The sequence below is a fragment of the Arthrobacter sp. SPG23 genome (genome assembly GCF_000876655.1).
Taxonomy (GTDB): Bacteria; Actinomycetota; Actinomycetes; order Actinomycetales; family Micrococcaceae; genus Arthrobacter.
Genome location: NZ_JYCN01000026.1, coordinates 365,191 through 390,123, shown reverse-complemented (window position 1 = coordinate 390,123; position 24,933 = coordinate 365,191). Strand labels below are relative to the sequence as shown.

At 67.7% G+C, this 24,933-nt stretch carries 21 protein-coding genes and 1 pseudogene; 15 read left to right on the top strand and 7 right to left on the bottom strand.

Annotated elements, in window-relative coordinates; all coding sequences use genetic code 11:
* Nucleotides 1–150 precede the first annotated feature (150 nt).
* Entirely contained in the window at nt 151–2,115 is a 1,965-nt protein-coding gene (locus TV39_RS18975) for a glycogen debranching N-terminal domain-containing protein (protein WP_043484613.1), read from the top strand.
* A gap of 6 nt (nt 2,116–2,121) precedes the next feature.
* Here TV39_RS18975 and TV39_RS18970 read toward each other — a convergent pair.
* Nucleotides 2,122–2,753 (bottom strand): annotated as a pseudogene (locus TV39_RS18970) (HutD/Ves family protein).
* Between the two features lie 122 nt (nt 2,754–2,875).
* Here TV39_RS18970 and TV39_RS18965 point away from each other — a divergent pair.
* The 3 genes from TV39_RS18965 to TV39_RS18955 all read left to right on the top strand — a co-directional run bounded on the left by TV39_RS18965 (nt 2,876) and on the right by TV39_RS18955 (nt 5,252).
* Entirely contained in the window at nt 2,876–3,472 is a 597-nt protein-coding gene (locus tag TV39_RS18965; protein WP_043484612.1) for a phosphoribosylanthranilate isomerase, read from the top strand.
* 66 nt (nt 3,473–3,538) lie between these two features.
* The gene (locus TV39_RS18960; protein ID WP_043484610.1) at nt 3,539–4,624 is read left to right on the top strand and encodes an LLM class flavin-dependent oxidoreductase; all 1,086 of its coding nucleotides are present in this window, start codon (nt 3,539–3,541) and stop codon (nt 4,622–4,624) included.
* Between the two features lie 82 nt (nt 4,625–4,706).
* Nucleotides 4,707–5,252, top strand: a complete 546-nt coding sequence (locus TV39_RS18955; RefSeq protein ID WP_043484609.1) for a YceI family protein — start codon at nt 4,707–4,709, stop codon at nt 5,250–5,252.
* 49 nt (nt 5,253–5,301) lie between these two features.
* Here TV39_RS18955 and TV39_RS18950 read toward each other — a convergent pair whose 3' ends face one another.
* Both TV39_RS18950 and TV39_RS18945 read right to left on the bottom strand, forming a co-directional pair.
* The gene (locus TV39_RS18950; RefSeq protein ID WP_043484607.1) at nt 5,302–6,423 is read right to left on the bottom strand and encodes a serine hydrolase domain-containing protein; all 1,122 of its coding nucleotides are present in this window, start codon (nt 6,421–6,423) and stop codon (nt 5,302–5,304) included.
* Complete coding sequence (locus TV39_RS18945; protein WP_011693580.1) at nt 6,414–7,430, bottom strand: magnesium and cobalt transport protein CorA; 1,017 nt, start codon at nt 7,428–7,430, stop codon at nt 6,414–6,416. The genes TV39_RS18950 and TV39_RS18945 overlap by 10 nt, the downstream gene beginning before the upstream one ends.
* Before the next feature lie 259 nt (nt 7,431–7,689).
* Here TV39_RS18945 and TV39_RS18940 point away from each other — a divergent pair, with 259 nt between their 5' ends.
* Together TV39_RS18940 and TV39_RS18935 are read left to right on the top strand one after the other, a co-directional pair.
* Nucleotides 7,690–9,084 carry a TrkH family potassium uptake protein gene (locus tag TV39_RS18940; protein ID WP_043484599.1) on the top strand — a complete coding sequence of 465 codons (1,395 nt, stop codon included), beginning with the start codon at nt 7,690–7,692 and terminating at the stop codon, nt 9,082–9,084.
* Between the two features lie 79 nt (nt 9,085–9,163).
* A complete protein-coding gene (locus TV39_RS18935) occupies nt 9,164–9,565 on the top strand; it encodes a YccF domain-containing protein (protein ID WP_043484597.1) in 402 nt (133 codons plus the stop codon).
* On the opposite strand, the gene TV39_RS18930 is transcribed toward TV39_RS18935, so the two are convergent.
* Both TV39_RS18930 and TV39_RS18925 read right to left on the bottom strand, forming a co-directional pair.
* A complete protein-coding gene (locus TV39_RS18930; RefSeq protein WP_043484594.1) occupies nt 9,562–10,314 on the bottom strand; it encodes a 2-phosphosulfolactate phosphatase in 753 nt (250 codons plus the stop codon). The genes TV39_RS18935 and TV39_RS18930 overlap by 4 nt on opposite strands.
* Complete coding sequence (locus tag TV39_RS18925; RefSeq protein ID WP_043484593.1) at nt 10,311–11,180, bottom strand: DUF4031 domain-containing protein; 870 nt, start codon at nt 11,178–11,180, stop codon at nt 10,311–10,313. Before TV39_RS18925 ends, TV39_RS18930 begins: the two co-directional genes overlap by 4 nt.
* A 105-nt stretch (nt 11,181–11,285) precedes the next feature.
* On the opposite strand from TV39_RS18925, the gene TV39_RS18920 reads away from it, so the two are divergent.
* The gene (locus tag TV39_RS18920; RefSeq protein ID WP_043484591.1) at nt 11,286–13,061 is read left to right on the top strand and encodes an HNH endonuclease signature motif containing protein; all 1,776 of its coding nucleotides are present in this window, start codon (nt 11,286–11,288) and stop codon (nt 13,059–13,061) included.
* A gap of 41 nt (nt 13,062–13,102) precedes the next feature.
* Here the strand turns inward: TV39_RS18920 and TV39_RS18915 are convergent, their stop codons facing one another.
* A complete protein-coding gene (locus TV39_RS18915) occupies nt 13,103–14,437 on the bottom strand; it encodes an FAD-binding oxidoreductase (protein WP_043484588.1) in 1,335 nt (444 codons plus the stop codon).
* Nucleotides 14,438–14,606: 169 nt separating this feature from the next.
* On the opposite strand from TV39_RS18915, the gene TV39_RS18910 reads away from it, so the two are divergent.
* The 7 genes from TV39_RS18910 (at nt 14,607) to TV39_RS18880 (ending at nt 23,221) form a co-directional block, all read left to right on the top strand.
* Nucleotides 14,607–15,017, top strand: a complete 411-nt coding sequence (locus TV39_RS18910) for a TOBE domain-containing protein (protein ID WP_043484584.1) — start codon at nt 14,607–14,609, stop codon at nt 15,015–15,017.
* A complete protein-coding gene (modA, locus tag TV39_RS18905; RefSeq protein WP_043484582.1) occupies nt 15,014–15,835 on the top strand; it encodes a molybdate ABC transporter substrate-binding protein in 822 nt (273 codons plus the stop codon). The genes TV39_RS18910 and modA overlap by 4 nt, the downstream gene beginning before the upstream one ends.
* A 2-nt stretch (nt 15,836–15,837) precedes the next feature.
* Nucleotides 15,838–16,692 (top strand): ABC transporter permease, encoded by an 855-nt coding sequence (locus TV39_RS18900; protein ID WP_043484580.1) that lies wholly within the window; start codon nt 15,838–15,840, stop codon nt 16,690–16,692.
* Nucleotides 16,689–17,765 (top strand): sulfate/molybdate ABC transporter ATP-binding protein, encoded by a 1,077-nt coding sequence (locus tag TV39_RS18895; protein ID WP_043484577.1) that lies wholly within the window; start codon nt 16,689–16,691, stop codon nt 17,763–17,765. Before TV39_RS18900 ends, TV39_RS18895 begins: the two co-directional genes overlap by 4 nt.
* A 197-nt stretch (nt 17,766–17,962) precedes the next feature.
* Nucleotides 17,963–20,146, top strand: a complete 2,184-nt coding sequence (gene betT, locus TV39_RS18890) for a choline BCCT transporter BetT (protein WP_043484574.1) — start codon at nt 17,963–17,965, stop codon at nt 20,144–20,146.
* Nucleotides 20,143–21,633, top strand: coding sequence for an aldehyde dehydrogenase family protein (locus tag TV39_RS18885; protein WP_043484572.1), 1,491 nt, complete (start codon nt 20,143–20,145; stop codon nt 21,631–21,633). The genes betT and TV39_RS18885 overlap by 4 nt, the downstream gene beginning before the upstream one ends.
* A gap of 4 nt (nt 21,634–21,637) precedes the next feature.
* Nucleotides 21,638–23,221, top strand: coding sequence for a GMC family oxidoreductase (locus TV39_RS18880; RefSeq protein WP_043484569.1), 1,584 nt, complete (start codon nt 21,638–21,640; stop codon nt 23,219–23,221).
* On the opposite strand, the gene TV39_RS18875 is transcribed toward TV39_RS18880, so the two are convergent.
* Nucleotides 23,218–23,727 carry a carboxymuconolactone decarboxylase family protein gene (locus TV39_RS18875; RefSeq protein WP_043484796.1) on the bottom strand — a complete coding sequence of 170 codons (510 nt, stop codon included), beginning with the start codon at nt 23,725–23,727 and terminating at the stop codon, nt 23,218–23,220. The genes TV39_RS18880 and TV39_RS18875 overlap by 4 nt on opposite strands.
* A gap of 261 nt (nt 23,728–23,988) precedes the next feature.
* Between TV39_RS18875 and TV39_RS18870 the strand changes: the two genes are divergently transcribed.
* Nucleotides 23,989–24,804, top strand: coding sequence for a S1 family peptidase (locus tag TV39_RS18870; protein WP_235347447.1), 816 nt, complete (start codon nt 23,989–23,991; stop codon nt 24,802–24,804).
* Nucleotides 24,805–24,933 lie beyond the last annotated feature (129 nt).

Genomic DNA, 24,933 nt, shown 5'->3' with positions numbered 1-24,933 from the left:
CATGGCGGACTTTTCCCTCACAGACTAACGTGTGAGACGATATTAACCGCACAAATTTGATCGATCAAATTTTCCGCGCCCAGGTTCACGCCCGGTACTGCGGACACCAGCCTCCGCACCCGCATCCAGCAGCACAGGAGTTGTTTCACCGTGGCCTCTGAACAGCCATACCTGCACAATCTCTCCGGCGTTTTCAGCGCCCCCATCCAGGCATGGTCCGACGCCCATGGCCAGATCCGTCACGCCGGCGCGCAGGGGATCTACTGTGGCGATGACCGCGTGCTCAAAACTGCAGTCCTCACGGTGGACGGGCGGGAACCGGAGTGGGTGTCCACGCAGCTGCGTTCCTCCAAGGAAACCGACTACATCTACTTTGTGCGTGCCGACGCCGAAGTAGCGGACCCCCTGCTCTCCCTGGTGCGCACGCGCACAGCAGATTCCGGCCGCATCCGTCCCGGCGAGGACACCGAAACCCTCACCGGTTGCTCCGGCCGGGTGGCTGAGACGTTGCGCCTTGAATCGGCCATGCGGGAGCCGGTGTCGCTGACGGTCCGGCTGACCCTTGGCGCGGACAACACCACGATGGAGACCATCAAGCAGGGTATGCGTGGCGACGCCCCGGTGGAGCCGCAGGGGACCACCTGGTCCTGGCGGGACAAGGACACCACCCTGGCTCTCACGGCGGACAACGGAACCGTCAGCATCCATGGCAGCACGGTGACCATCGACTGGGCCGTGGAGGTGCTTCCCGGAGTGCCCGTGGAGCTGGCCTGGGCGGTGGACGTGACGGACGAGGATTCCCCGATGCTCGCCGCGGACGGGGAACCCATCGTTGCTCCGGCCTCAAACGATCCCCGGCTCAACCGGCTCCTGGAACGGTCCGTCAGCGACCTCAACAGCCTGCGCCTGGCCCACCACTCACATCCGCATGACACGTTCCTGGCGGCCGGCGCCCCGTGGTTCTTCACCATGTTCGGCCGGGATTCCATCATCGCGGCGCGCATGCTGCTGCCCATCAACACGGACATTGCCGGCGGAACGCTCCGCGCGCTCGCCGGCAGGCAGGGCACGGAGACAGACCACACCACGGCCGTCCAGCCGGGCAAGATCCTGCACGAGGTCCGCCGGACCGTCCTGACCATGGCCGAGAGCGGGCAGGCACTGCGCCTGCCGCCGGTGTACTACGGCACCATCGACGCCACCCCCCTCTGGATCTGCCTCCTGCATGATGCCTGGAAAGCCGGCATGCCGGATGCCGAGGTGGAGGAACTCCTGCCCAACCTCCAGGACGCCCTCGAATGGCTCAGGGACCACGGCGACCTCGACGGCGACGGCTTCCTGGAATACCTTGACGCCTCCGGCCAGGGCCTGGTGAACCAGGGCTGGAAGGACTCCGGCGACGCCATCCGCTGGCACGACGGTTCGCTGGCGAAGGGGCCGATCGCGCTGGCCGAGGTCCAGGCTTACGCCTACGAGGCCGCTGTGGTGGGCGCCGAGATCCTGGACGCCTTCGGACGTCCGGGGGCACAGGAATGGCGTGACTACGCGGCCGGCATGGCCGAGCGCTTCCGGGCGCAGTTCTGGTGCGAAGACGAGCTGGGTCCCTACCCCGCGCTCGCCCTGGATGCCGACAAGCGCCCGGTGGACGGCGTGACCTCCAACATGGGGCACCTGCTCGGCACCGGAATCCTCAACAAAGAGGAACAGCGGATTGTGGTGCGCAGGGTCATGGACCCCACCATGTTCTCCGGCTACGGCGTCCGGACCCTGTCCACCACCAACGGGGGCTACTGGCCCACCCGGTACCACGCCGGCGCGGTCTGGAGCCACGACACGGCCCTGATCATCAACGGAATGCTGGCGGACGGCTTCCCGGCTGAAGCCGCGCAGCTCGCCGCCGGACTGCTGCACGTGGCCGAAGCCAACGACTGGCGGCTGCCGGAGCTCTTCGGCGGACACGGCTCGGACACCATGCGCACCCCCGTGCCGTTCCCCGCGAGCTGCCGTCCGCAGGCGTGGGCCTCGGCCAGTTCGGTGGTGATCGCCGCTGCGCTCGCCCCGAACGGACAGCCGGCGCAGCGCGAGGACCTGCAGGCGTCGGCCGCCAGCCTGTAACCCGGTCTAGCCGGTCACCCGGTCGATCGACACGACGGCCAGGAAGCCGCGGCCCAGGATTTCCGGCGTACCGGAGTCGGAACCGACGACGGCGTCATAGCGGCCCAGCGTTTCCGGCTCGCCGGAAGCTTCAGCTGCTTCCGGTGCTTCGCCGTCGTCGGGCGCGTCCCTGCCGCCGGCGGTGCCGGGGGTGACCGTGGCCTGGCCCTGCAGCAGGATGCCCAGCTGGCCTTTGAAGACGGGGTGGGCGCGCTTCTTGGAGAGTTCGATGATGGACGTGTACCCCTTGAAGGCACCGTTCCGGGTAATCACGTTGAGGTCGCGGATGTCGCCCGTGGGCAGTGCGCTGGCCGTGTCGGCGTCGCCGGAAAACCGGAACGGCCGGTACTTCTCCAGCGGGTGTTCGGCGCCGTCAACCGTCAGCAGGAGGAGTTCGCCTTCGATCACGGTGAGCACGCGGTCCATGCCGGGAAAAACGGAGAACGCGCCGGCCTTGGACCCTCGGCGATGCTCACCCGCCAGTCCCACGCGCCGTCCTGGGCGGAGGCAGCCTTGGGATGGCTGGCCAGTTCGCGGGTGACCCCGCCCTTGTTGCGCCACGGTTCGGCCCTGAGTTCTGCATAGCGGATGATCTCCATCCGCCCAGCCTAGCGGCCTGGCGCCGGGCGGCGTCGGCAGGGACGCCGGTGAAGGGGTTTCGGTAGGGGCTTCGCGGACTTGCTAACGTCAGGTGGAGGAAATGCGGCAGGAGGAGCCAAGGATGTTCGTCAAGGTGTGTGGGCTGAGTACGCCGGAGTCGGTCCGGGAAGCGGCCGGCGCCGGTGCGGACGCCGTCGGCTTTGTCCTGACCAGGAGTCCGCGCGAGGTCACGCCCGCCCGCGCCCGGGAGCTTCTGATCGACGTTCCGGCCGGCACCCCGGCTGTGGGCGTGTTCCGCCACGAGCCGGTGGCAGACGCTATCGCGGTGGCCCGCGACGCCGGCCTGGACTGGATCCAGCTCCACGGGGACCGCACCCCGCAGGACGTCACAGCAGCGCACGACGCCGGCATGAAGGTGATCAGGGCGGTCACCATGGGTGCCTCCCCGGAAGCGTTCGGCAGCTGGGGCGAGGAACTGCTGTTGATCGACGCAGCTGTTCCGGGCTCCGGGGAGGCCTGGGACTACGCCTCGGTGCAGGCCAAGGGGCTGGCCGGCCGGAACTGGCTGCTGGCAGGGGGCCTCGACCCCGCTAACGTCGCCCGGGCCGCTAAGGAAGCCGGTGCGTGGGGAGTGGATGTCTCCTCCGGCGTCGAAAGCTCCCGCGGAGTCAAGGACCTGGCGAAGATCCGGGCGTTCGTGCTGGCGGCGAAGGCTTAGCATCCTTCCCCTGGGGTACACGGCGTCAGCCGGAATGGATGGCGCCCGGTTCTTGTTGCCGCAGTCATGAAGCGCATCGGATTTCTATCCTTCGGCCACTGGGGCAACGTTGAGGGGTCCCGTACCCGCACGGCCCGGGATGCGCTGCTGCAGGGCATCGACCTGGCCGTGGCAGCTGAGGAACTGGGGATCGACGGCGCCTTCTTCCGGGTGCACCACTTTGCCCGGCAACAGGCCTCCCCGTTCCCCCTGCTGGCCGCCATCGCCGCCCGCACCAGCAGGATCGAAATGGGCACGGGCGTGATCGACATGCGGTACGAGAACCCGCTGTACATGGCGGAGGAAGCATCCGCCACGGACCTGATCAGCGGCGGGAGGCTGCAGCTCGGCGTCAGCCGCGGTTCACCCGAACCGGCCCGGGACGGCGCGGCAGCGTTCGGCCATGTTCCGGCCGACGGCGAGAGCCCGGCGGACATGGCACGCCGGCACACTGCGGTGTTCCGCCATGCCATCACCGGTGCCGGGGTGGTCGACGGGGATCCACGCTACGGTGGCGGAAGCGGCAAGCTGCCGGTCCAGCCGAACTCGGCCGATCTTGCCCGCCGGATCTGGTGGGGTGCAGGGTCCCGCGCCACCGCGGTGTGGACTGCGGAGCAGGGTATGAACCTGATGAGTTCCACGCTGCTGACTGAAGACACAGGTGTGCCGTTCGACGAGCTGCAGGCGGAGCAGATCAGCATGTTCCGTGATGCCTGGGCCGGCGCAGGCCACCAGCACGCGCCGCGGGTTTCGGTCAGCCGCAGCGTCCTGCCCATCGTCGACGACGAGGACCGCCGGTATTTCGGGCTCAGCGCCCTGCGGGAGAAGCGGGACCAGGTGGGAATCATCGACGGGCTGGTGGCACGGTTCGGGAAGAGCTACGTGGGCGAGCCGGAGGCGATCGCCGAGGAACTGGCGGCAGACGCCGCGGTGCAGGCTGCCGATACCCTGCTCCTCACCGTCCCGAACCAGCTGGGCGTGGACTTCAACGCCAAACTCCTGGGTAACATTGCCCGCCACATCGCCCCGGCCATCGGCTGGCAGCCGAAGTGGGCTGCGTCTTTGGCTACATCTCCGGCTGAGGTGCCGGGTGCGGAGGCTAGCCGTGGCTGAGGGTGTTCGCTAGCATTCAGCTGGGGACCACCCCGAAGAACCGGCGGGCCAGGCCCGCCAACCGAGTCAAAGGAGACCCGTTGTGACTCTGCCCCAAGGTATTACCCCCGGCATCTGGACACTCGACATGTCCCACAGCGAGATCGGCTTCACTGTCCGCCATGCCGGCATCAGCAAAGTCCGCGGCCGCTTCACCGACGCCTCGGCGGAGGCGCACGTGGGCACGTCCCTGGCGGCCTCCAGCCTGCACGCCACCGTGAAGACGGCGAGCTTCGACTCAGGCGACGCGAACCGTGATGCCCACGTACGCGGAGCGGACTTCTTCGACGTCGAGCAGTATCCCGAGATGACTTTCCGGGCCACGGGGATCGAAGGCGACGGCGAGGACTACACGGTCACCGGCGACCTGACCATCCGCGGCATCACCAAGCCTGTGGAACTCGAAGTGGAATTCACCGGCGTGGCGGTTGATCCGTTTGGCGCCACCAGGGCGGGATTCAGCGCCGAGGCCGAGATCAGCCGCAAGGAGTTCGGACTGACGTGGAACGCGGCCCTCGAAGCCGGCGGCCTGCTGGTCAGCGACAAGGTCAAGATCAACGTGGAGGCGGCCCTGGTCAAGCAGAGATAGGCACGGGAGCGCGCACGGGGCCGCCGCGCCCGCTCGGGTCCGCGCCCGCTCAGGTCCAGGGCATGCGCAGGATGAGGGAAAACAGGGTGGCGTAGTCGTAGCTCGTGGAACTGTTGGACATGAGCACGATTGCCCTGCCCCGTTCCGGGTAGAGGCGCATGATGTTCCAAAACCCCAGCCCGGTGCCGAAGTGCTCAACGTAGGAACCGTGGGGCCCTCTTGTGTGCTTTCGGAACCAGCCTGCAGAGTGGTCAAACTGCTTTCCTTTGACCTGGATGTCGCGCATCGCGCGCGCCGTGGCTTCCTGCAGGATGCGGTTCCCTGCGGGGCCGGCGGCAGTCCCGGGGGCTGTGGTTCCGGGAGCCGCGGCCAGCCCGTCATTGAGGTGCAGCCGGGCAAACTCGGCCGCGTCCAGTACGGTTCCCACCAGGCCGCCGTAGCCCGCGCCGTCAACCAGGAACGGGGTGAGTGACGAGTAGTCGCCGTGCCGTGGCCCCAGCGTCCCTGGCGGGAGGATCCGTGCCAGCACAGGCGCGAGCCCGCGGCGGATGCGGACGTAGCCGGTGGCCGCGGGACGCCCCGGCGGATAGGAAAAGCCGGTCGAATCCATCCCCAGCGGCCCGAGGATCTCGCGCTGGACGTAGCTTGTGAACGGTTCGCCGGACACCTGGCTGACGACCTGCGCAGCCACAAGGTAGCCGACGTTCGAGTAGTGCCCGGCGCCTCCCACCCGGTAGCGGAACGCGCGGCGCCTGTCCATCAGTTTCCGCAGCAGCTGTTCCTGGTCCGGCCCCGTTGTGCCCGCGGGGTGAATCCATCTCACGGGCAGCGGATTGCCCAGCCCCGCCGAATGGCTGAGCAGCTGCCACACGGTGGGCTGGGCCGGGCCGGGCGCGCGCAGCCAGGGCAGGTATTCGTGCACGGGTGCGTGCAGGTCCAGGAGCCCCTGGTCGGATAGCCGCAGGGCGGCAGTGGCTGTCACCGGTTTGGTCATCGAAAACCAAGGATAGACAGTTTCCGCAGCTGCGGGGGAAAGGGCATGGAGGTCCGCATAGCCGGTCCCGCCCGAATAGAGAACGCGTTCCCGTGACACGACGGCCACGGACATTCCCGGCACGCGGGCCTTGGCTGCAGTGTCGGTGAGGGCCCACCGGAACGCGGTCAGATCCATTTGTTGTGCCTGAAGGCCGCGTACAGGATCACGCCCATGACCGCCATCAGACCCAGCGCCATGGGGTAGCCAAAGACCCAGTCGAGCTCGGGCATGGTGCGGAAATTCATCCCGTAGATAGTGCCTACCAGGGTTGGGGCGAAGAGGATGGCGGCCCATGAGGAGATGCGTTTGACCTGCTCGCTCTGCGCGAAGCTGGATTCCGTCAGGCGCCGCATCTCATCGTTCTGCCGCTGGGCCACCAGTGCGGCGTTGACGGTTAGCGCGTTCTGCAGCAGGGCCCTGAAGGAGGCGGTCCGCTCACCTAGCCGCAGGACGTGGTCCAGGACGTCGCGCAGGTGGTCCTGCAGTTCGGGGCCGGGCCGGTGCTCGGGTGTGCCGGTGAGCAGGGCCTGCAGGATCCCGGCAAGGGGACTGGTTCCGCGCTGGAACATGATGACCTGGCGGGAGAGCTCATAGATCCGGCGTGACACGTCCGGATCGCCGCCGAAGAGGTCATCCTCGATTTCGTCGATGTCGTTTTCCAGCCCGGCGGCCACCGGCTCGTATTCATCCACCACCTGGTCAAGGATGGCGTACAGCACTGCGTCCGGTCCCAGCGCCAGGAACTCGGGCTGGGATTCCATCCTGCGGCGGACGCGGGCAAGGTCGGGGGACTCGGCATGGCGGACGGTGACCACAAAGTCCGTGCCTACGAACACGTGGATTTCGCCGAACTCGACCTTTTCGACGTCGTCGAGATAGCGCGCCGGGCGCAACACCAGGAACAGGGTCTCGCCGTAGTGCTCAAGTTTTGCCCGCTGGTGCCCGGTCAGGGCGTCCTCCACGGCTAAATGGCTGAGTTCGAACTCGTCTGCCACGGAACGCAGTTCCTGCGAGTCCGGCCGGTACAGCCCGATCCAGGCCATCCCCTCACGCTGCCGCAGCAGGAAGTACGTCTCTTCAAGCCCTTCCGGGTCGGTGGTCCGGCGGCCATTCACATAGACGGCATTGTCAACAATCGTCACGCTGCGCCTCCTTCTGCGGACCGCCCCCTTGCTGTGACGTTAGCCCTTCGCCGGGACGCTGCCAACAGTATGCTCCCCGGCTGCCGTGAAGCCGTGAAAGTGCAGCGTAAGGATTTCGTAAAGACCGGGTCCCGCCGGAAACGCGCGGTGCTACGCTCCGTGATGCGTCGGACTGCGGGCACGGTCAGGGCACGGTGCCGGGGACGCTATGCGTGCCCGCCGATGAGACGCCGATGAGAGGCCGATGAGAGGATTTCCAATGGCGGCACCGCCGAGCGGGCCGGTAAGAGTGGGTACGGACATCCGGCCCCGGGACAGCCGCATCAGGCGCCTGCTCCTGCACCCGGTCAGGTCGGTGCCGGTCGCATTCCTTGCCGTGATCATGCTGGGAGCCGGACTGCTCCTGCTTCCCGCCTCGCATTACCCCACGGACTCAGACGTAGCAATGCCCGCCCTGTTCACCTCGGTCTCCGCCGTGTGCGTGACCGGGCTGATCACCGTGGACACCGCCACGTTCTGGACGCCCTTCGGCCAGGCAGTCATCCTCGGGCTGATCCAGGTGGGCGGCTTCGGCATCATGACGCTGGCAACCCTGCTCGCGCTGCTGGTCCGCAAGAACCTCGGCCTCCGCGGGCAGCTTGTGGCCCAGTCCGAAACCCACACCTTGAACTTCGGTGATGTCCGGACCGTCCTGGTGCGGGTCGCCAGGATCATGGCGACCGTCGAGGGCAGCACGGCCGTGGTCCTGACGCTCCGGTTCTGGATCGGGTACGACGCCAACCCGGCCACGGCACTCTGGCACGGGATATTCCACGCAGTATCCGCCTTCAACAACGCCGGCTTTTCGCTGTACAGCGACAATCTTGTCGGTGTGGCCGAGGACCCCTGGATCATTATTCCCATCTGCGCTGCGGTGGTGACCGGCGGCCTTGGCTTCCCCGTGCTCATCGCCCTGATGCGGGACGGCTTCCGGATCAAGGCCTGGACAGTGCACGTCCGCCTGACCGTTTTCGGCACGCTCATCCTTCTGGCAGCCGGTTTCGTGCTCTTCGCAGCCTTCGAATGGAACCGTCCTGAAACCTTGGGGTCGTTCAGCACCGGGGGGAAGTTCCTCGGGGCGCTGGCCGGCGGGGTGTTTCCCCGGACCGCGGGCTTCAACAGCATCGACTACGGTGCCGCCACGCCGGAGACCCTGATGGTCACCAACATCCTGATGTTCATTGGCGGCGGCAGTGCCGGGACCGCGGGTGGCATCAAAATCACCACGTTCCTGATCCTGGGATTCGCCATCTGGAACGAAGTCCGCGGCCGCGAGCAGGTCACCATCGCCCACCGGTCCATCAGCTCATCGGCGCAGCGCCAGGCGCTCTCCGTTGCCTTGCTGGGCGTCGCCGCAGTCATCGCGGGCACTCTCCTGCTCCTCATATTCACCGATTACAGCCTCGAAAAAGTGCTCTTCGAATCCATCTCCGCTTTCGCCACAGTGGGGGTCAGCACCGGCATCACCTATCACCTGCCGGCCAGCGCGGAGTGGGTCCTGATGGCCCTCATGTTCATCGGCCGGATCGGGACCATCACTGTGGCCTCAGCACTGGCTTTGTCCGCCCATCCGCGGCTTTACCAATTGCCTGAAGAGCGGCCGATCATCGGCTGACGCCGCCGGCCCGGAATTCAGGGCCGGGTCAGGGCAATCCCCGACGCCTGATCACTCCTGCGCGGGGGACAATGGCCGTATGAAGACATTGCTCAACATCATTTGGCTGGTATGCGGGGGACTCTGGCTGGCGCTCGGGTACTTCTTCGCGGGGATCATCTGCTGCCTGCTCATCGTGACCATTCCCTGGGGCATCGCCTCCTTCCGGATTGCGTCCTACACGCTGTGGCCCTTCGGCCGCATGGTAGTGGACAAGCCGGGCGGCAACGGCGTGTTCTCGCTGCTGGGCAACGTGATCTGGCTGGTGGTCGCAGGCATCTGGATCGCGGTCGGCCACGTGGTGACCGCGTTCGCCATGGCCATCACCATCGTCGGGATCCCGCTGGCCATCGCCAACCTGAAACTCATCCCGGTTTCGCTGATGCCGCTCGGCAAGCAGATTGTGCCCACCGACCGGCCGTTCGTCACCAGCTACCGCTAAACCCGGCGGAACGCGCCGCCGTCGAGAAGTGCGACGGCGGCACTCCCGTTGAGTTCCGCGGCGATCTCCACGTCCTCCTGGTAGCCGCCGAAGACGAGCTCCCGGCCGCTGGAGCATTCCAGCAGCGTCTCACCAAGCCGCGGCTCCGCGGCAGTGAAGGCGTCCATGGCCCACCGGGCCTCGGGGGAAAAGCCGGTCCGGCGGTGCCCAGGGAGCGCGGCCAGGAAGGCTCCCGCGCCCAACTGGTCCTCCAGCGCGGGCCGGAGCCCGCCGTCGGGCCATTTTTCGCCGGCCGCGATAACGGCGATCACCGCTGCAGGCGGAAGGTTCCGGGCCGCCCACTCGGCGGTGGCGCGGGCGTTCCGAAGGCACACCGCCGCGACGCGCGGCACCGTTCCCGCCAGGGAGTGGGCCAGCGTAGAGCCGTTGGGGGACGGAAGCACCACCCTGTCGAGAGTCGGCGCGGAGCGCAGGCTGGCGGGGGAGAGGCTCACCCCGGTGCCGCCGCGCCGGCCGGCCAGCACCGTCTCCTCTTCCGCGGCAAAATCAGCGGCAGTGCCGTCGTTCCAGCGGTAGGGAAACACGTCGGCGCCGCGGTCCACCGCGACGCTCACACAGGTGGTGAAGCACAGGACGTCCACCACCACGGCCAGTTCGGCCCCGGGCATAACGGCCATGGCGCCGTCGTACCCCCATTCAAAGCGCACCGTGAACGGCAGCTGCCGGTGAGCCGCCTGAACATCACTCACGCGAGCTCGCCCGCCAGGTTTCCCCGGGCGGAGTCAAGCCAGAGCTCACGGCCGCGTGCCGTGTTGAACAGGGGGTCCAGCTCCAGCAGGTGACGCACGACGGCGGCGCGTCCCGCCGCGAAGTCGGCGTCGCCGATGTGCGCGAAGTCTTCCCGGACGGCGCTGAGGTAGCGGCCGTAGGCCTTGGGTTCGCCGCCGAGAACCGAAAGGTCCGCGTCGCACAGGAGGGCGCCGTCGTCGTCCCCCGGCTCCGGGCGGTGGTCGGCAGTGAGCCGCACCAGCCGCCCCACCTCGTAGGCCTCATCCTCGGACAGGCCCGCGTGCAGGAGCCTGTCCTCGGCCAGCCGCGCCGATTCCTCCTCGTCCTGACCGGCGATCCCGCGGTAGACGGCGTCGTGGAACCAGGCGGCGAGAACCACGGTGCGTGGCGGATCGGCCGGCTCGGTGAGCAGGTCAAGGGCCTCGAGGACGGACAGCAGATGGGTTCGGCCGTGGTACTTGCGGTGCTCCTCGCCCCACCGGTCCAGCAGGTCCAGGAAGAGGGCGTCGTGGCCGGGCAGCACGGCGTTCCAGCGGTTCAGCAGCGGCACCTTGAGGGCCTTGCCGCGCTGGCGGGCAGGGATGCGGAGCCCGCAGGCAATCAGCTTGCGGACCAGGATCCTTGCCTCTACGGGGATGGCACCGGCCTCCACGAGGGAGGCGTACCTGGCCTCGGAGACGTCGTAATGGTCGCCGTCGAACGCCCGTTCCGGAATGCCGGCTGCCTCCGCGAAGCGGTGCAGCTCGTCGAGGGAGGTGTCCGAGATCAGGTGTGAAAAGTGGGTTCCGTGGGCTGGCCAGAGCGGCGGATCCAGGTAGATGGCCATGGGGGAAATTCTAATGCCGGGCGTGCCCGGGGTTGCCAGAGCCTCGGCAACTGGCCTTAAATGCCGTGGGCCTTAAATGTCGGTGCCCTTTGGCAGAGTTATCCCATGGAAGTTATGGGGGAACTTGCAGCAGGAGGGGCGTTGCGGTGGGCCAAGCTGCCCGCCGCTGCTTCGCCCGCGTCAGCTGCTTCGCCCGGGTCGGTTCGCGGTTTGCGGAGTGTGCCCGCGGGGCCGCAGCCGCCTGGGGCTCTAGCGTCCGACGGCGGGGGTTCCGGTGATCTGGCCGGGTGCCGTGCGCTGCTGGTGTCTTTGAGTTCGACGGCGGTGGCGGACGCGGCGGTGATGCGCTTCCGTGAGGCTGCTGACTTCGCGGCCGAAGTCGAGGAGATTTCCCGGGCCGCTGAATATTTGCAGGTGGTTGCTGCCGGGGCTGTGGACCGGGCGCGGCGGGAGGCTTCTGCTGCTGCGCGGGCTGGCTCGGGCTCTGCTGCCGGCTGGACGACCGGGTGGGGCGACGAGACGGCTGTGCATGGGCCGATTGGCTGGGCAGCCGGCACTCCCGATCAAGAGGATAGCGGCATGGGCGAGAGTGATCGGGCCGATGGCGGCCCGGGCGGCAGCGATCGAGGCATAGAGGCCCCCGCGGGTCCCGGAACGAGCCCCGGGGTGCTCAACGCCGGGGAACCCGATCCGGCGGATGACGGGTGCCGGAACACCACCGAGTTCCTGCGGGCCAGGCTGCGGATCGGTGCCGCGGAAGCCCGCCGCCGCCTCACGCTGGCCGAGGCAGTGCTGCCACGGACCGGGATCACCGGCCACCCCGAACCCCCGGAGCGGCCTGTGCTGGCCGCGGCGGTGGCGTCCGGGTCGGTGGGTTCCCGTTCCGCGACCCTCATCACCGTCGCCCTGGACCGGGTCCGGCACCACGCCCCCGAAGAGACCATGGCCCGGGTGGAACGCACCCTGACCCGCACCGCTGCGGAGAACGACACCGATTTCGTAGCCAGGATTGCCCGGCAACTGGTTGACGCGATCGACCAGGACGGCAGCGAACCCTCCGAGGAGGAACTGCGGCACCGGCAGGGCGCCTTCATCCGGAAGCCCCGGCGGGGTTTGTACCACGTGGAAATCTTCGCCACCCAGGACCAGTACGAGCCCCTCCTGACCGTGATGAACATCGCCACCAACCCCCGCACCCGCCCCGGAACGGCTGAAGGCAACGACGGATCCGCCAATGGCGGTGATCTGGACCTGCGCACCCGGCCCCAGCAACTCCTGGACGGCCTGGTCGGCGCCGCCAAAACCGCCGTCGCCACCGGAAACCTCCCCGCGGCGGGCGGTCTCCGCCCTCAGGTCATGGTCACCATCGACTACCGCGACCTCCTCGAACGCCTCGACCGCTCGACTGATGCACCAGACGGCACCCCCGGCACAGGCACCTTAGGCACCCCCGGCATCCCGGGCACGGGCTCATTCACCTTCACGGGCCCCGTCACTGCGTCCACCGTCCGGAAGATCGCGTGCGACGCTGACATCATCCCCGTCCTGCTCGGCAGCGAGGGCCGCATCCTGGACATCGGCCGCACCACACGGATCTTCCCGCCCCACATCCGCAAAGCCATCACCGCCCGCGACCAGGGCTGCGCGTTCCCGAACTGCACCATCCCCGCACCCTGGTGCGAAGCCCACCACATCACCTACTGGTCACACGGCGGAACCACCAGCACAGAGAACGGCACCCTGCTCTGCTCCCATCACCACCACCTGATCCACAAAGAGCAGTGGACCATCCAGGTCAAAACCGGGATCCCCTGGTTCATCCCGCCACCCCACATCGACCCACGCCAACAACCCCAACGAAACAACTACTTCAAAACCTGAATACCGGGGCGGAAATGTCACGTTCGCCTGTGACAACACGCCTAGACAGGGGCGGGCGGAATGTTCTGGTTGCCGCGGAACACGTTGTCCGGGTCGAAGTCGCGCTTCACCCGGGACAACCGGTCGAAGTTCTCGTTTCCGAAGGCCGCGCGGACGCGGGCCTGGCCTTCGTCGCCGATGAAGTTCAGCCACACCCCGCCCGTGGCGTAGGGCGCAATGTCGTGGCGGAAATGCTTCACCCACGCCCTGGCTTCCTCGCCCTCCTCCGGTGTTTCGCCCAACCCGAACGGGTGGCTGACCCAGGTCGCGTTGCGGTTCAGCAGCGGAGTGGCCGCCGCAGCCGGTCCGCCCACCGCACCTCCCCAGTGTGCAATCAGCTGCTGGGAGTGCTGGCCAGGCAACCTGCGCGCAGAATCGATGATGACGTCCAGGGCGTCGTCGGACAGTTCATTGTGGTAGTCGGCGCTCCAGTAGTTGTACATGCCCGGAGGATCGTCCAGCGAGCACTGGAAGTCGGCGTAATTGGTGTCTCCCAGCAGGTCCACGGCAGGGCCGAGCGCGCGGTACGGCTTGGCCCGATCCGCGCCTTCGCCGGCGTCCCCGGCATAGATGTACACCACGGCAACAGCCATCTTGCCCACCATCTCAGGGGGAACAAACGGCTCAGGCGGGGCCGTCAGGTAGATGAGGGTTGCACATTCCTCGTTGGGTGCGGCCAGGGCAAGTTCGCGGAAGCCGCGGCTGATGTCGGTGGCTGCGTCGCCTGGCCAGAGCATAAAGCCGGCATGGACCTTCGGGCCCAGTTCGTGGAGCCCGAACGTGAAGGAGGTAGCCACGCCGAAGTTGCCGCCCCCGCCGTGCAGGGCCCAGAACAGTTCGGGATTTTCCTTTGCGCTGGCCGTCACCAGGTCCCCGCCGGCAGTGACCAGGTCCACGGAGATCAGGTCGTCGCAGGCAAAGCCGAACGCCCGCTCCAGCCAGCCGGAGCCGCCGCCCAGCGTGAAGCCGGCCAGACCGGTAGTGGAGACGCGGCCGCCCGTCAGCGCCAGTCCGTGTTCCTGCGTCGCACGGTCAAACTCTCCGCACGTGAGGCCGGCTCCGGCGGTGACTGTGCGGCTTCCCGGGTCCAGACTGACCGATTTCATCGGACGCACGTCCACCACCAGGCCGCCGTCGTTCATGGACATCCCGGCCACCGAATGGCCACCGGCCCGGACGGCCACGGGCAGTTCGTTATCGCGGGCATGCTGCAGGGCCTGGACAACATCGGCGGGGGTGCTGCATTGGGCAATGACGGCCGGGCGCCGGTCGATCATTGCGTTGAAAAGCTTCCGGGATTCGTCGTAATCCGGACTGTCAGGCCTGATCCATTTCATGGCAACGCTCCTCGGCGCCGGCGGCTTCGCCCCCACAAAAAATCGTACTGCCGCGGTGGCCGGCGGGCTACGGCCTGCCGGTGTAGGGACGGGCGTCAACCAGCAAAACAACCTGATCTGCGGATGAATCATCCTTTCAAAACCGCATATGAGGCAATAGGCTGGATAAATGCCCACCATTCGCATCGCCGAAGCAGCCCGGTTCCTCGGCGTCAGCGACGATACCGTCCGCCGCTGGACCGAGAACGGAAGCCTCACCCCGGTGAAGGACGAGTCCGGCCGGCTGGCCGTGGATGGGTTCGAGCTGGCCACCCTGGCCCGCGAGCAGGCGCAGCTTCCGGAGGACCCCACCCGGGTGGGCAGTTCGGCCCGCAACCGGTTCGTCGGCCTGGTCACGGGAATCACTGCGGACAGGGTCATGGCCCAGGTTGAACTGCAGTGCGGGCCGTTCCGCGTGGTGTCACTGATGAGCAGCGAAGCCGTGCGGGATCTCGGCCTGGAGCTGGGTTCCGTGGCCACTGCCGTGGTTAAGGCCACCACCGTGATCATTGAAACCCCGCAGGGAAAGAGCATCGTGTGAACACCGGGAAGCCGCGCCTCGCAGCACTGCTGACAGCGGCCGCGCTCACCGCCGGACTGACCGCCTGCGCACCATCGGCGACTTCGACCGGCCCCTCGACCGGCCCCTCGGGCGGTGCATCGTCGGACACCGCCGGCCAGCTCTCCGGGACGGTCACGGTCTTTGCGGCGGCATCCCTCAAAGCCACGTTCACCACGCTCGCGGACGAGTTTGAAAAGAAGAACCCGGGCGCCAAGGTGACACTCAGTTTCGCCGGTTCCTCGGACCTGGCCACGCAGATCAGCCAGGGAGCGCCCGCCGACGTGTTTGCCTCGGCGGACACCGGGAACATGGCCAAGCTCGCCGACGCCGGACTCCTCGACGGCACAGCCACGAACTTCGCCACCAACGTCCTGCAGATCGCCGTCCCGCCGTCCAACCCGGCGTCCATAGGTTCCTTCGCGGACCTCGCCAGGCCCGGCGTCAAAGTGGTGGTCTGTGCCAGCCAGGTACCCTGCGGGGCCGCGGCGCACACCGTGGAAAATGCCGCCGGCGTCACACTTGCCCCGGTCAGCGAGGAATCATCCGTGACCGACGTATTGGGCAAAGTCACCTCGGGTGAGGCCGACGCCGGCCTGGTGTACGTCACCGACGTCAAGGCCGCCGGCAACAAGGCGAAGGGCATCCCGTTCGCCGAATCCGGCAAGGCCGTCAACACCTATCCCATCGCCATCGTAGGCGCCAGCAGGAACAAGGAGCTGGCCGCAGCGTTCATCGCCATGGTGGCCGGCGCCGACGGCAGGAAAGCCCTCGCCGACGCCGGTTTCGGGACCCCCTAAGGATGGACCAGGCCAACGTGGGCGGGTACCACGGCATCCCGCGCTGGATTTACGCGATCGCCGCTGCCGGTGGACTGTTCGTCCTGCTGCCGCTGGCCGCGATGGCGGCGAGGGTCAACTGGCCGCAGTTCATCCCGCTGGTTACGTCCGAATCCTCCCTGACGGCCCTGGGGCTCAGCCTGCGGACCTCGGCCGCAAGCACCGCCTTGTGCATCGTCTTCGGCGTGCCCCTGGCCCTGGTGCTGGCCCGCTCGAACTTCCGTGGCCAGCGTCTGCTCCGCGCTTTCGTGCTGCTGCCGCTGGTGCTGCCGCCGGTGGTGGGCGGCATCGCCCTCCTGTACACCTTCGGCCGCCAGGGCCTGCTGGGCCGCAGCCTGGAGGCTGCAGGCCTCCAGATTGCGTTTTCGACGACGGCGGTGGTGCTCGCGCAGACCTTCGTGGCACTGCCGTTCCTGGTGGTGAGCCTGGAAGGCGCGCTGCGCACAGCCGGCGGACGCTACGAGGCCGTGGCGGCCACCCTCGGTGCCCGGCCCACCACGGTGCTGCGGCGTGTCACCGTGCCGCTGGTGCTGCCCGGCCTGGCCTCCGGTGCCGTACTCTCCTTCGCTAGGAGCCTGGGCGAATTCGGTGCGACCCTCACCTTCGCGGGGAGCCTGCAGGGGGTGACCCGGACGCTGCCGCTGGAAATCTACCTGCAGCGGGAAACGGACGCCGATGCCGCCGTCGCGCTTTCACTTGTTCTAGTGGCCGTGGCGGTGACGGTGGTGGGACTCACGTACCGGCGCCCGACGCACCCCGGCCAGCGCAGTGCCCGGACGGGCAGCGCGGACGGCGGCTGGAACGAGGTGGCCCGGTGACCTTCCACATGCAGGCAACCGTGGGTGCCCGCGGGTTCGACGTCGGCCTGAACCTCGCGCCCGGAGAAACCGTTGCGGTGCTCGGCCCCAACGGGGCCGGGAAATCGACCCTCCTCAACGTGATCGCCGGGCTGCTGCGGCCGGATACCGGCCGGGCCGAAATCGACGGAAAAGTGCTGTTCGACCTCGACGGCGGCGCCACCACGTGGACTGCCCCGCACCGCCGCGGCACAGCCCTGCTCGCGCAGGAACCCCTGCTGTTCCCGCACCTCAGCGCCCTGGAAAACGTGGCCTTCGGGCCCCGCAGCACCGGGACGGCAAGGAAGGCGGCCCGCGAGTCGGCCCGGACGTGGCTGGCCGCGGTGGATGCAGCGGACCTCGAAGCCCGGCGCCCTGCGGAACTCTCGGGCGGCCAGGCCCAGCGCGTGGCCGTCGCACGGGCGCTCGCTGCCAACCCCGAAATGCTGCTGCTGGACGAGCCCATGGCAGCCCTGGACATCCACGCCGCACCGCTGCTCCGCAGGCTCCTGAAGAAGGTCCTGGCCGGGCGCCGCGCCATCATCATCACCCACGACGTCCTGGACGCCCTGATGCTGGCCGACCGGGTGATCGTCCTCGAGGAGGGCAGGATCGCCGAGGAAGGGCCCACCCGGCAGGTGCTGCAGCGGCCCCGGAGCCGGTTCGCTGCCGGGCTGGCCGGGCTCAACCTCATTTCCGGAATCCTCACCGCCACCGGGATCCGGACTGCAGAGGGCAGCGAGGTGGCCGGGCACCAGGACGAGCAAGCCCTCCCGGACGGTACCGGGCCCGCCGGCACGGCCGGGCAGCCCGGCGTAGCAGCCTTCCCGCCGTCGGCCGTTTCCGTGTTCCTGACGGACGCGCACGGCAGTCCGCGGAACTCGTTCGCCGTCACCGTCACGGACCTGGAGCAGCATGGAGACCAGATCAGGGTCCGGGCCGGCGGGATGTCCGCCGATATCACTCCCGCCGCCTCCGCGGATCTGGGACTGGCGCCGGGAATGACTGTCTACTTCGTGATCAAGGCGGCCGCGGTGGCCGTTTACCCTGCCTAGCAAACTCCCACAAAGCGCCGCAAACGGCACCAAACGCGTGAGTAGTCTCATAAAACTTGGGGGTGCGCCGGACCGCGTTGGTAGCGTCGAAAGCCAAGCCAGACTCAACACGACGCCTGGCTCCCGCTTCCGCGCGCAACAGCGCGGCCGGGAGACCCGGCGTCTGGACCGCAGCCTCAAAAACTGAAATGGGACCAATGAGCCACAACTCCACAGCGCGCCCGGACGCAGCCGGGGCAGCAGTCGCATCGCCCGCCGCGGGCACCGGCTCACCACCAGGCGCATCCCCGGCGCCGGACGCCGCACCGGAACGCACCACGCGGGTCAACAAAACCGTCTTTTTCGGCTCGGCGACGGGCGTGGTGGGAATCGCACTCTGGTCCATCCTCGCCAAGGACAACGCCGAGGCCGTCATCGGTTCCATGGTGGGCTGGGTGTCCACCAACATGGGCTGGTACTACTTCCTGATCGTCACAGCCGTGGTGGTGTTCGTCCTTGTGGCCGCGCTATCGCGGGTGGGCAAGACCAAGCTGGGCCCGGACCATTCCAAGCCCCAGTTCGGCATGTTCACCTGGGCTGCCATGCTGTTCGCCGCCGGCATCGGCATCGACCTGATGTTCTTCTCCGTGTCCGAACCGGTCAGCCAGTACCTTGCCCCGCCGCAGGGCGAAGGCGGCACCGCGGAGGCCGCGCGGCAGGCGCTGGTCTGGACCCTGTTCCACTACGGCCTCACCGGCTGGGCCCTCTACGCGCTGATGGGGCTGGCCCTGGGCTACTTCGCCTACCGCCACAACCTGCCGCTGAGCATCCGCTCTGCGCTCTACCCGATCTTCGGCAAGAAGATCGAGGGCCCGCTGGGGCATGCCGTGGACATCGCCGCCCTGCTCGGCACCATCTTCGGCATCGCCACCTCGCTGGGCATTGGCGTGGTCCAGCTCAACTACGGCCTGAACTTCATGTTCGGCATCCCGGAGAACCTCGCCGTGCAGATCGGCCTGATCGCGCTGTCCGTGGTGATGGCCACCGTCTCGGTGGTGTCCGGCGTCGAGAAGGGCATCCGGCGTCTGTCCGAACTCAACGTGATCTTGGCCGTGGCCCTGATGCTGTTCGTGCTGGTGACCGGCAAGACCAGCTTCCTGCTGGACGGCATTGTGCAGAACGTCGGCGACGTCATGAGCCGCTTCCCGGCCATGACCCTGGACACCTTCGCCTACGACCGGCCCACCGACTGGCTGAATGCCTGGACCCTGTTCTTCTGGGCCTGGTGGATCGCCTGGGCGCCGTTCGTGGGCCTGTTCCTGGCGCGCATCTCCCGCGGCCGGACCATCCGCCAGTTCGTGCTCGGCACCATGACCGTGCCGTTCCTCTTCATCCTGCTGTGGATCTCCGTGTTCGGGAACTCCAGCATCGACCTGATCATGAACGGCAACGCCGCTTTTGGCGAGGCCGCCATGAGCTACCCCGAACGCGGCTTCTACAGCCTGCTCGCCGAGTACCCCGGCGTACCGGTGACGGCCGCCGTCGCCACCTTCACAGGGCTGCTGTTCTACGTGACCTCCGCGGATTCGGGGGCACTGGTGATGGCCAACTTCACCTCCCACCTGAAGGACGCCGACGCCGACGGTCCCGAATGGATGCGCGTGTTCTGGGCGGTTGCCACCGGCCTGCTGACCCTCGCCATGCTGATGGTGGGCGGGGTGGCCACCCTGCAGAATGCCACGATTGTGATGGGCCTGCCGTTGTCCCTGCTCCTGGTGTTCATCATGCTGGGGCTGTACAAGGCGCTGCGGGTGGAAAACTCGCTCAACGACAGCTACCGCGCCAGCCTGCCGGGCATCATCACCGGCCGTGCGGGCGATCCGCGCGGCGGCCGCAGCTGGCGCCAGCGCCTCACGCGGGCCATGAGCTATCCCGGCCGCCGGCAGACCACGCGGTTCGTCGAAGCCGTTGCCGTGCCGGCGCTGCGGGAGGTCAGCGAGGAACTGAAGGCCCAGGGGGCCGAGACCGTGCTTTCGGTGTCCACCGTGGAGTCCTGCGGGATCGACAGCGTGGACCTGCAGCTTGCCATGGGGGAGGAGCGGCCCTTCAAGTACCAGATCTACCCGGTGCAGTACGAGACGCCGTCCTACGCCACCAGGCGGGCCGACCCGGACGACCACTACTACCGGATGGAAGTGTTTTCCCTGGAGGGCAGCCACGGTTACGACCTCATGGGGTACACCAAGGAACAGGTCATCACGGATGTCTTGGACCACTACGAACAGCACCTGGAATTCCTGCACCTGAACCGTGCAGCGCCGGGCAACACCGTCCTGGTCGAGGACCAGGTGGCCAAAGACAATTGGGAATCAGACTTCGAAACGCAGGAGGCAGCGAAATGACCACCGCAACGCTATTCATCGGCGGCACCTGGAGTGCAGCGTCCGACGGCGGCACCCGGGAGATCCGTTGCCCGGCCGACGGCGAGCTGGCCGGCGTCGTGTCCGAGGCCAATGCCTATGACGCGGTCCGCGCCGTGGCAGCAGCGCGGGCGGCGTTCGACGGCGGCGAATGGGCCGGCGTTCCGCCCCTGGAACGCGGGTCCTTCCTGCTGCGCGTCGCCGCAAGGCTTCGGGAGCGCAAGGACGAGTTCGCCCGCGCCGAAACGCTGGACACCGGCAAGCGCCTGGTGGAGAGCGAAATCGACATGGACGACATCGCCAACTGCTTCGAGTACTTCGGCAAGATCGCCGGCCAGGACTCCGGACGGCTGGTGGATGCGGGCAGCAGCACCGTGGTCAGCCGGATCGAATACGAGCCCGTGGGCGTCTGCGCGCTGATCGCCCCCTGGAACTACCCGCTGCTGCAGGCCGCCTGGAAGATCGCCCCGGCGCTCGCGGCAGGCTGCAGCTTCGTGCTCAAGCCCAGCGAACTGACGCCCCACACCGCCATCCTGATGATGCAGGTCCTGGAAGAGCTGGGACTGCCCGCCGGCGTCGCCAACCTCGTCCTGGGCGACGGCAAGACCGTGGGTTCCGTGCTCTCCGGCAACCCGGACGTTGACCTGGTCTCCTTCACCGGCGGACTGGAAACCGGCAAGACCATCGCCGCTTCGGCGGCCGCCACAGTCAAGAAGGTGGCGCTGGAGCTGGGCGGCAAGAACCCCAACATCATCTTCGCTGACGCCGACTTCGACGCCGCCCTGGACAACGCCCTCAACGCCGCCTTCGTGCACTCCGGCCAGGTCTGCTCCGCAGGCTCGCGCCTCATCATCGAGGAATCCATTGCCGGACGGTTCGTGGACGAGCTGGTCCGCCGTGCGGAGCAGATCCGCCTGGGCGGCCCCTTCGATCCCGACGCCGAGACGGGACCGCTGATCTCCGCGGCCCACCGCGACAAGGTGACCGCCTACGTGGACAAGGGCATCGCCGAGGGCGCACGCCTGCGCTGCGGCGGAAAGTGGGGCGACGGCGAGCTCAAGAAGGGCTACTACTACCTGCCCACCGTCCTGGACCAGGTCACCAGCGGCATGTCCGTGCTCAAGGACGAAGCCTTCGGTCCGGTGGTCACCGTGGAAACCTTCAGCACCGAAGAAGAAGCCGTACGGCTGGGCAATGACACCCACTACGGCCTGGCCGGCGCCGTCTGGTCCCAGGATGCCGGCAAGAGCCAGCGGGTGGCCCGCAAGCTGCGCCACGGCACCATCTGGATCAACGATTTCCACCCCTACCTGCCGCAGGCGGAGTGGGGCGGCTTCGGCCAGTCCGGCGTCGGACGCGAACTGGGCCCCACTGGCCTGGCCGAATACCAGGAAGCCAAGCACGTCTATCACAACATCGATCCGCAGGTGACGGGCTGGTTCGCGGACCGCACCTCAGAAGGGAACTGAGCGCATGACAGCACTGGGCAAGACTGATTTCGACTACATCGTCATCGGCGGCGGGTCCGCGGGTGCTGCCGTGGCCTCCCGGTTGAGCGAGGACCCTTCGGTGGAAGTGGCCCTCGTGGAGGCGGGACCGGACGACCGCGGCGTGGATGCCATCCTGCAGCTGGACCGGTGGATGGAACTGCTGGAATCCGGCTACGACTGGGACTACCCCGTCGAGGAGCAGGAAAACGGCAACTCCTTCATGCGCCACGCCCGCGCCAAGGTGATGGGCGGCTGCTCCAGCCACAACTCGTGCATCGCCTTCTGGGCGCCACGCGAGGACATCGACGAGTGGGAGCAGAAGTTCGGCGCCACCGGCTGGAACGCCAAGACCGCCTACCGCCTGTACAAGCACCTGGAGACCAACGAGGACGCCGGCCCCGACGCGCCGCACCACGGCGACAGCGGCCCCGTCCACCTGATGAACGTCCCGGCGGAGGACCCCTGCGGCCGCGCCCTGCTGGACGCCTGCGAGGAAACCGGGATTCCCCGCGTGCGCTTCAACTCCGGCGAAACCGTGATCAACGGCGCCAACTTCTTCCAGATCAACCGCCGCGCAGACGGCACCCGATCGTCGTCGTCCGTGTCCTACATCCACCCCGTGGTGGACCGGCCGAACTTCACCCTGCTGACCGGGCTCCGGGCCCGCGAGCTGAAGTTCACGGCGGACAACCGGTGCACCGGCGTGGACGTTGTGGACAATTCCTTCGGGAAGACCCACACCCTCAATGCGCGGTCCGAGGTGATCCTGTCCGCCGGCGCCATTGATTCGCCCAAGCTGCTGATGCTTTCCGGGATCGGCCCGGCCGCTCAGCTGGAAGAGTTCGGCATCCCGGTCCGCTCCGATTCCCCTGGAGTGGGCGAACACTTGCAGGACCACCCCGAAGGCGTCATCCAGTGGGAAGCCAGGAAGCCCATGCCGGAGACGTCCACCCAGTGGTGGGAAATCGGGATCTTCACCACCACCGAAGAAGGCCTGGACCGGCCGGACCTGATGTTCCACTACGGTTCAGTGCCCTTCGACATGCACACCCTGCGCCAGGGCTTCCCGACGACGGACAACGGCTTCTGCCTGACGCCGAACGTCACGCACGCCAGGTCACGCGGGACGGTCCGGCTCCGCAGCCGAGACTACCGGGACAAGCCCAAGGTGGATCCGCGGTACTTCACCGACCCGCACGACATGCGCGTGATGATTGCCGGCATCCGCAAGGCCCGGGAAATCGTGGCCCAGCCGGCCATGGCCGAATGGGCGGGCAAGGAGCTCTATCCCGGTGAGGCCATCCAGAGCGATGCGGAAATCACGGACTACATCCGCAAGACCCACAACACGGTCTACCACCCGGCGGGAACCGTCAGGATGGGCGCGACGGACGATGCGATGTCCCCGCTGGATCCTGAACTGCGGGTCAAGGGAGTGACCGGACTGCGCGTTGCGGATGCCTCGGTGATGCCGGAGCTGACCACGGTGAACCCGAACATCACCACCATGATGATCGGGGAGCGCTGCGCGGAGCTGGTGAAAGCCGCGCGGGCACAGGCTTCCTAACGCGTCCCGGATTCATCCTTGGCGTCGCGCCGCACGGGGTGCTGGCTGGTGATGGACACGCGGTTGAAAGCGTTCATGGTGATCACCAGCCAGCTCACCGCCGAGTATTCGGCCGCGCTCAGGTGCTGCCGCGCGTAGGCGTCCTCCCGTTCACGCGTGTGGGCGTCAGGAAGGGTGGTGATGGACTCGGCCAAGGCCAGCGCCGCCCGTTCCTTGTCCGTGAATAACGCGGTGTCCCGCCAGGCGGCGAGCACGGCGAGGCGCTGGGTGGTTTCGCCCTTCTTGAGGGCATCCGCAACGTGCATGTTCAGGCAGTAGGCGCAGCCGTTGATCTGCGAGATGCGGACGTTGAGCAGCTCGGTCAGCGCCCTGCCGATACCGGCTTCGTCGGCGGCTTCCCTCGCCTTCAGGCCGAGTCCGTTGAGCGCGCGCCAGACGGCGGGGCTTTCCTTGTCGATGAAGATGTGCTGGGTGGTGGGGTTGCCCGCTTCATGAGTCTGGTCCATGGCTCCCAGAATACCCATGGCGGTATGACCGATCTTGTCATGTTCGTGACATGTGCGTGAAATCTCTGTAGTGTCTTCACCGGACCGCCTGTCCGCCCCGCGCGGGCGGCGGTCCACCAAGAAAGTTCCTGCGTGTCGGGCCGTGCGCATGCTGTGCGCCGGGTCCCATGCCAGCCGGAGGGCGGTTCCTTGGGGGAGCCGCCCTCCTGCATGCCCCCTGCGGGGCTAACGTTTCCCGGGCCGCAGTCCTACCATGTGAAAATGCGTTGTCGCCTGAAGTTCCAGGGTCGCCGCGCTCCACGGGTGATCTTCGCCGTCGCGCTTCTCCTGGGGCTGCCCTCGGCGCCGGCATTCGGTTCGCCAGTGCCCGGTCCGCCGGCCTCCACTTTTCCGGCTTCCGGTCCGCAGGACCCGGGTCCGGCGGCCACGGACATTGCCGGCGGCGAGGCTGTGGCCATATCTGACGCCCCTTTCGCCGTCCAGATCGCCTACGACGCCGCCGGCGCCAGGGTTGGTTGCGCCGGCAGCCAGATTTCAGCGGAGTGGGTGATTGCTGCCAGGCACTGCGACTCTGCCAGGCTTCAGTCCGTCCGCCTCGGCACCCCCTACCTGGGGGTCGGGGGCACGGTGCGGACAGTTGCTGCCCGGTATCCCTCGCCGGCGGGCGACGTGCTGCTGCTCAAGCTCTCCGCCCCGCACGCCGGACAATACGCCAGCCTCTCCCGGAACTTCCCCGCGCGCGGCTCGGCCGGGCGGGTGTTTGGCTGGGGCGACCAGGCCGAGGGGTCGGGGGCCATGTCCTTCCAGATCAAGGCTGCCGGTGTGACCGTATCGGGTCAGGGCTCGGACGCTGTTGGCGGCTTGTCGGTCAGGACGCAGTCCCGGACGGGGCACCCGCTATCAGGGGACTCCGGGGGGCCCCTCGTTGTCGCCGGGAAGCTGGTCGGCGTGCTGTCGACGTCGAGCGTCCTGCCGGGCGGCAACCCGTCCGGGTTCGCCGGCCTCTACAACGACCATGCCGCCCTCTCGCGCCATCTGGGCTGGATCGCAGTCATCACGGGCGTCGCCCCGTCCTGATCGCCAAGCGTCCTGAATCGGCCCCCGTGCTGCGCGCCGCACGGGGGCCGATTGCCCCTAGACAGCCATTTCGCCGTCGGCAAACATGGACCGTAGGGCCCGTCTGCAAAGTTGAGTCATGTACACTCA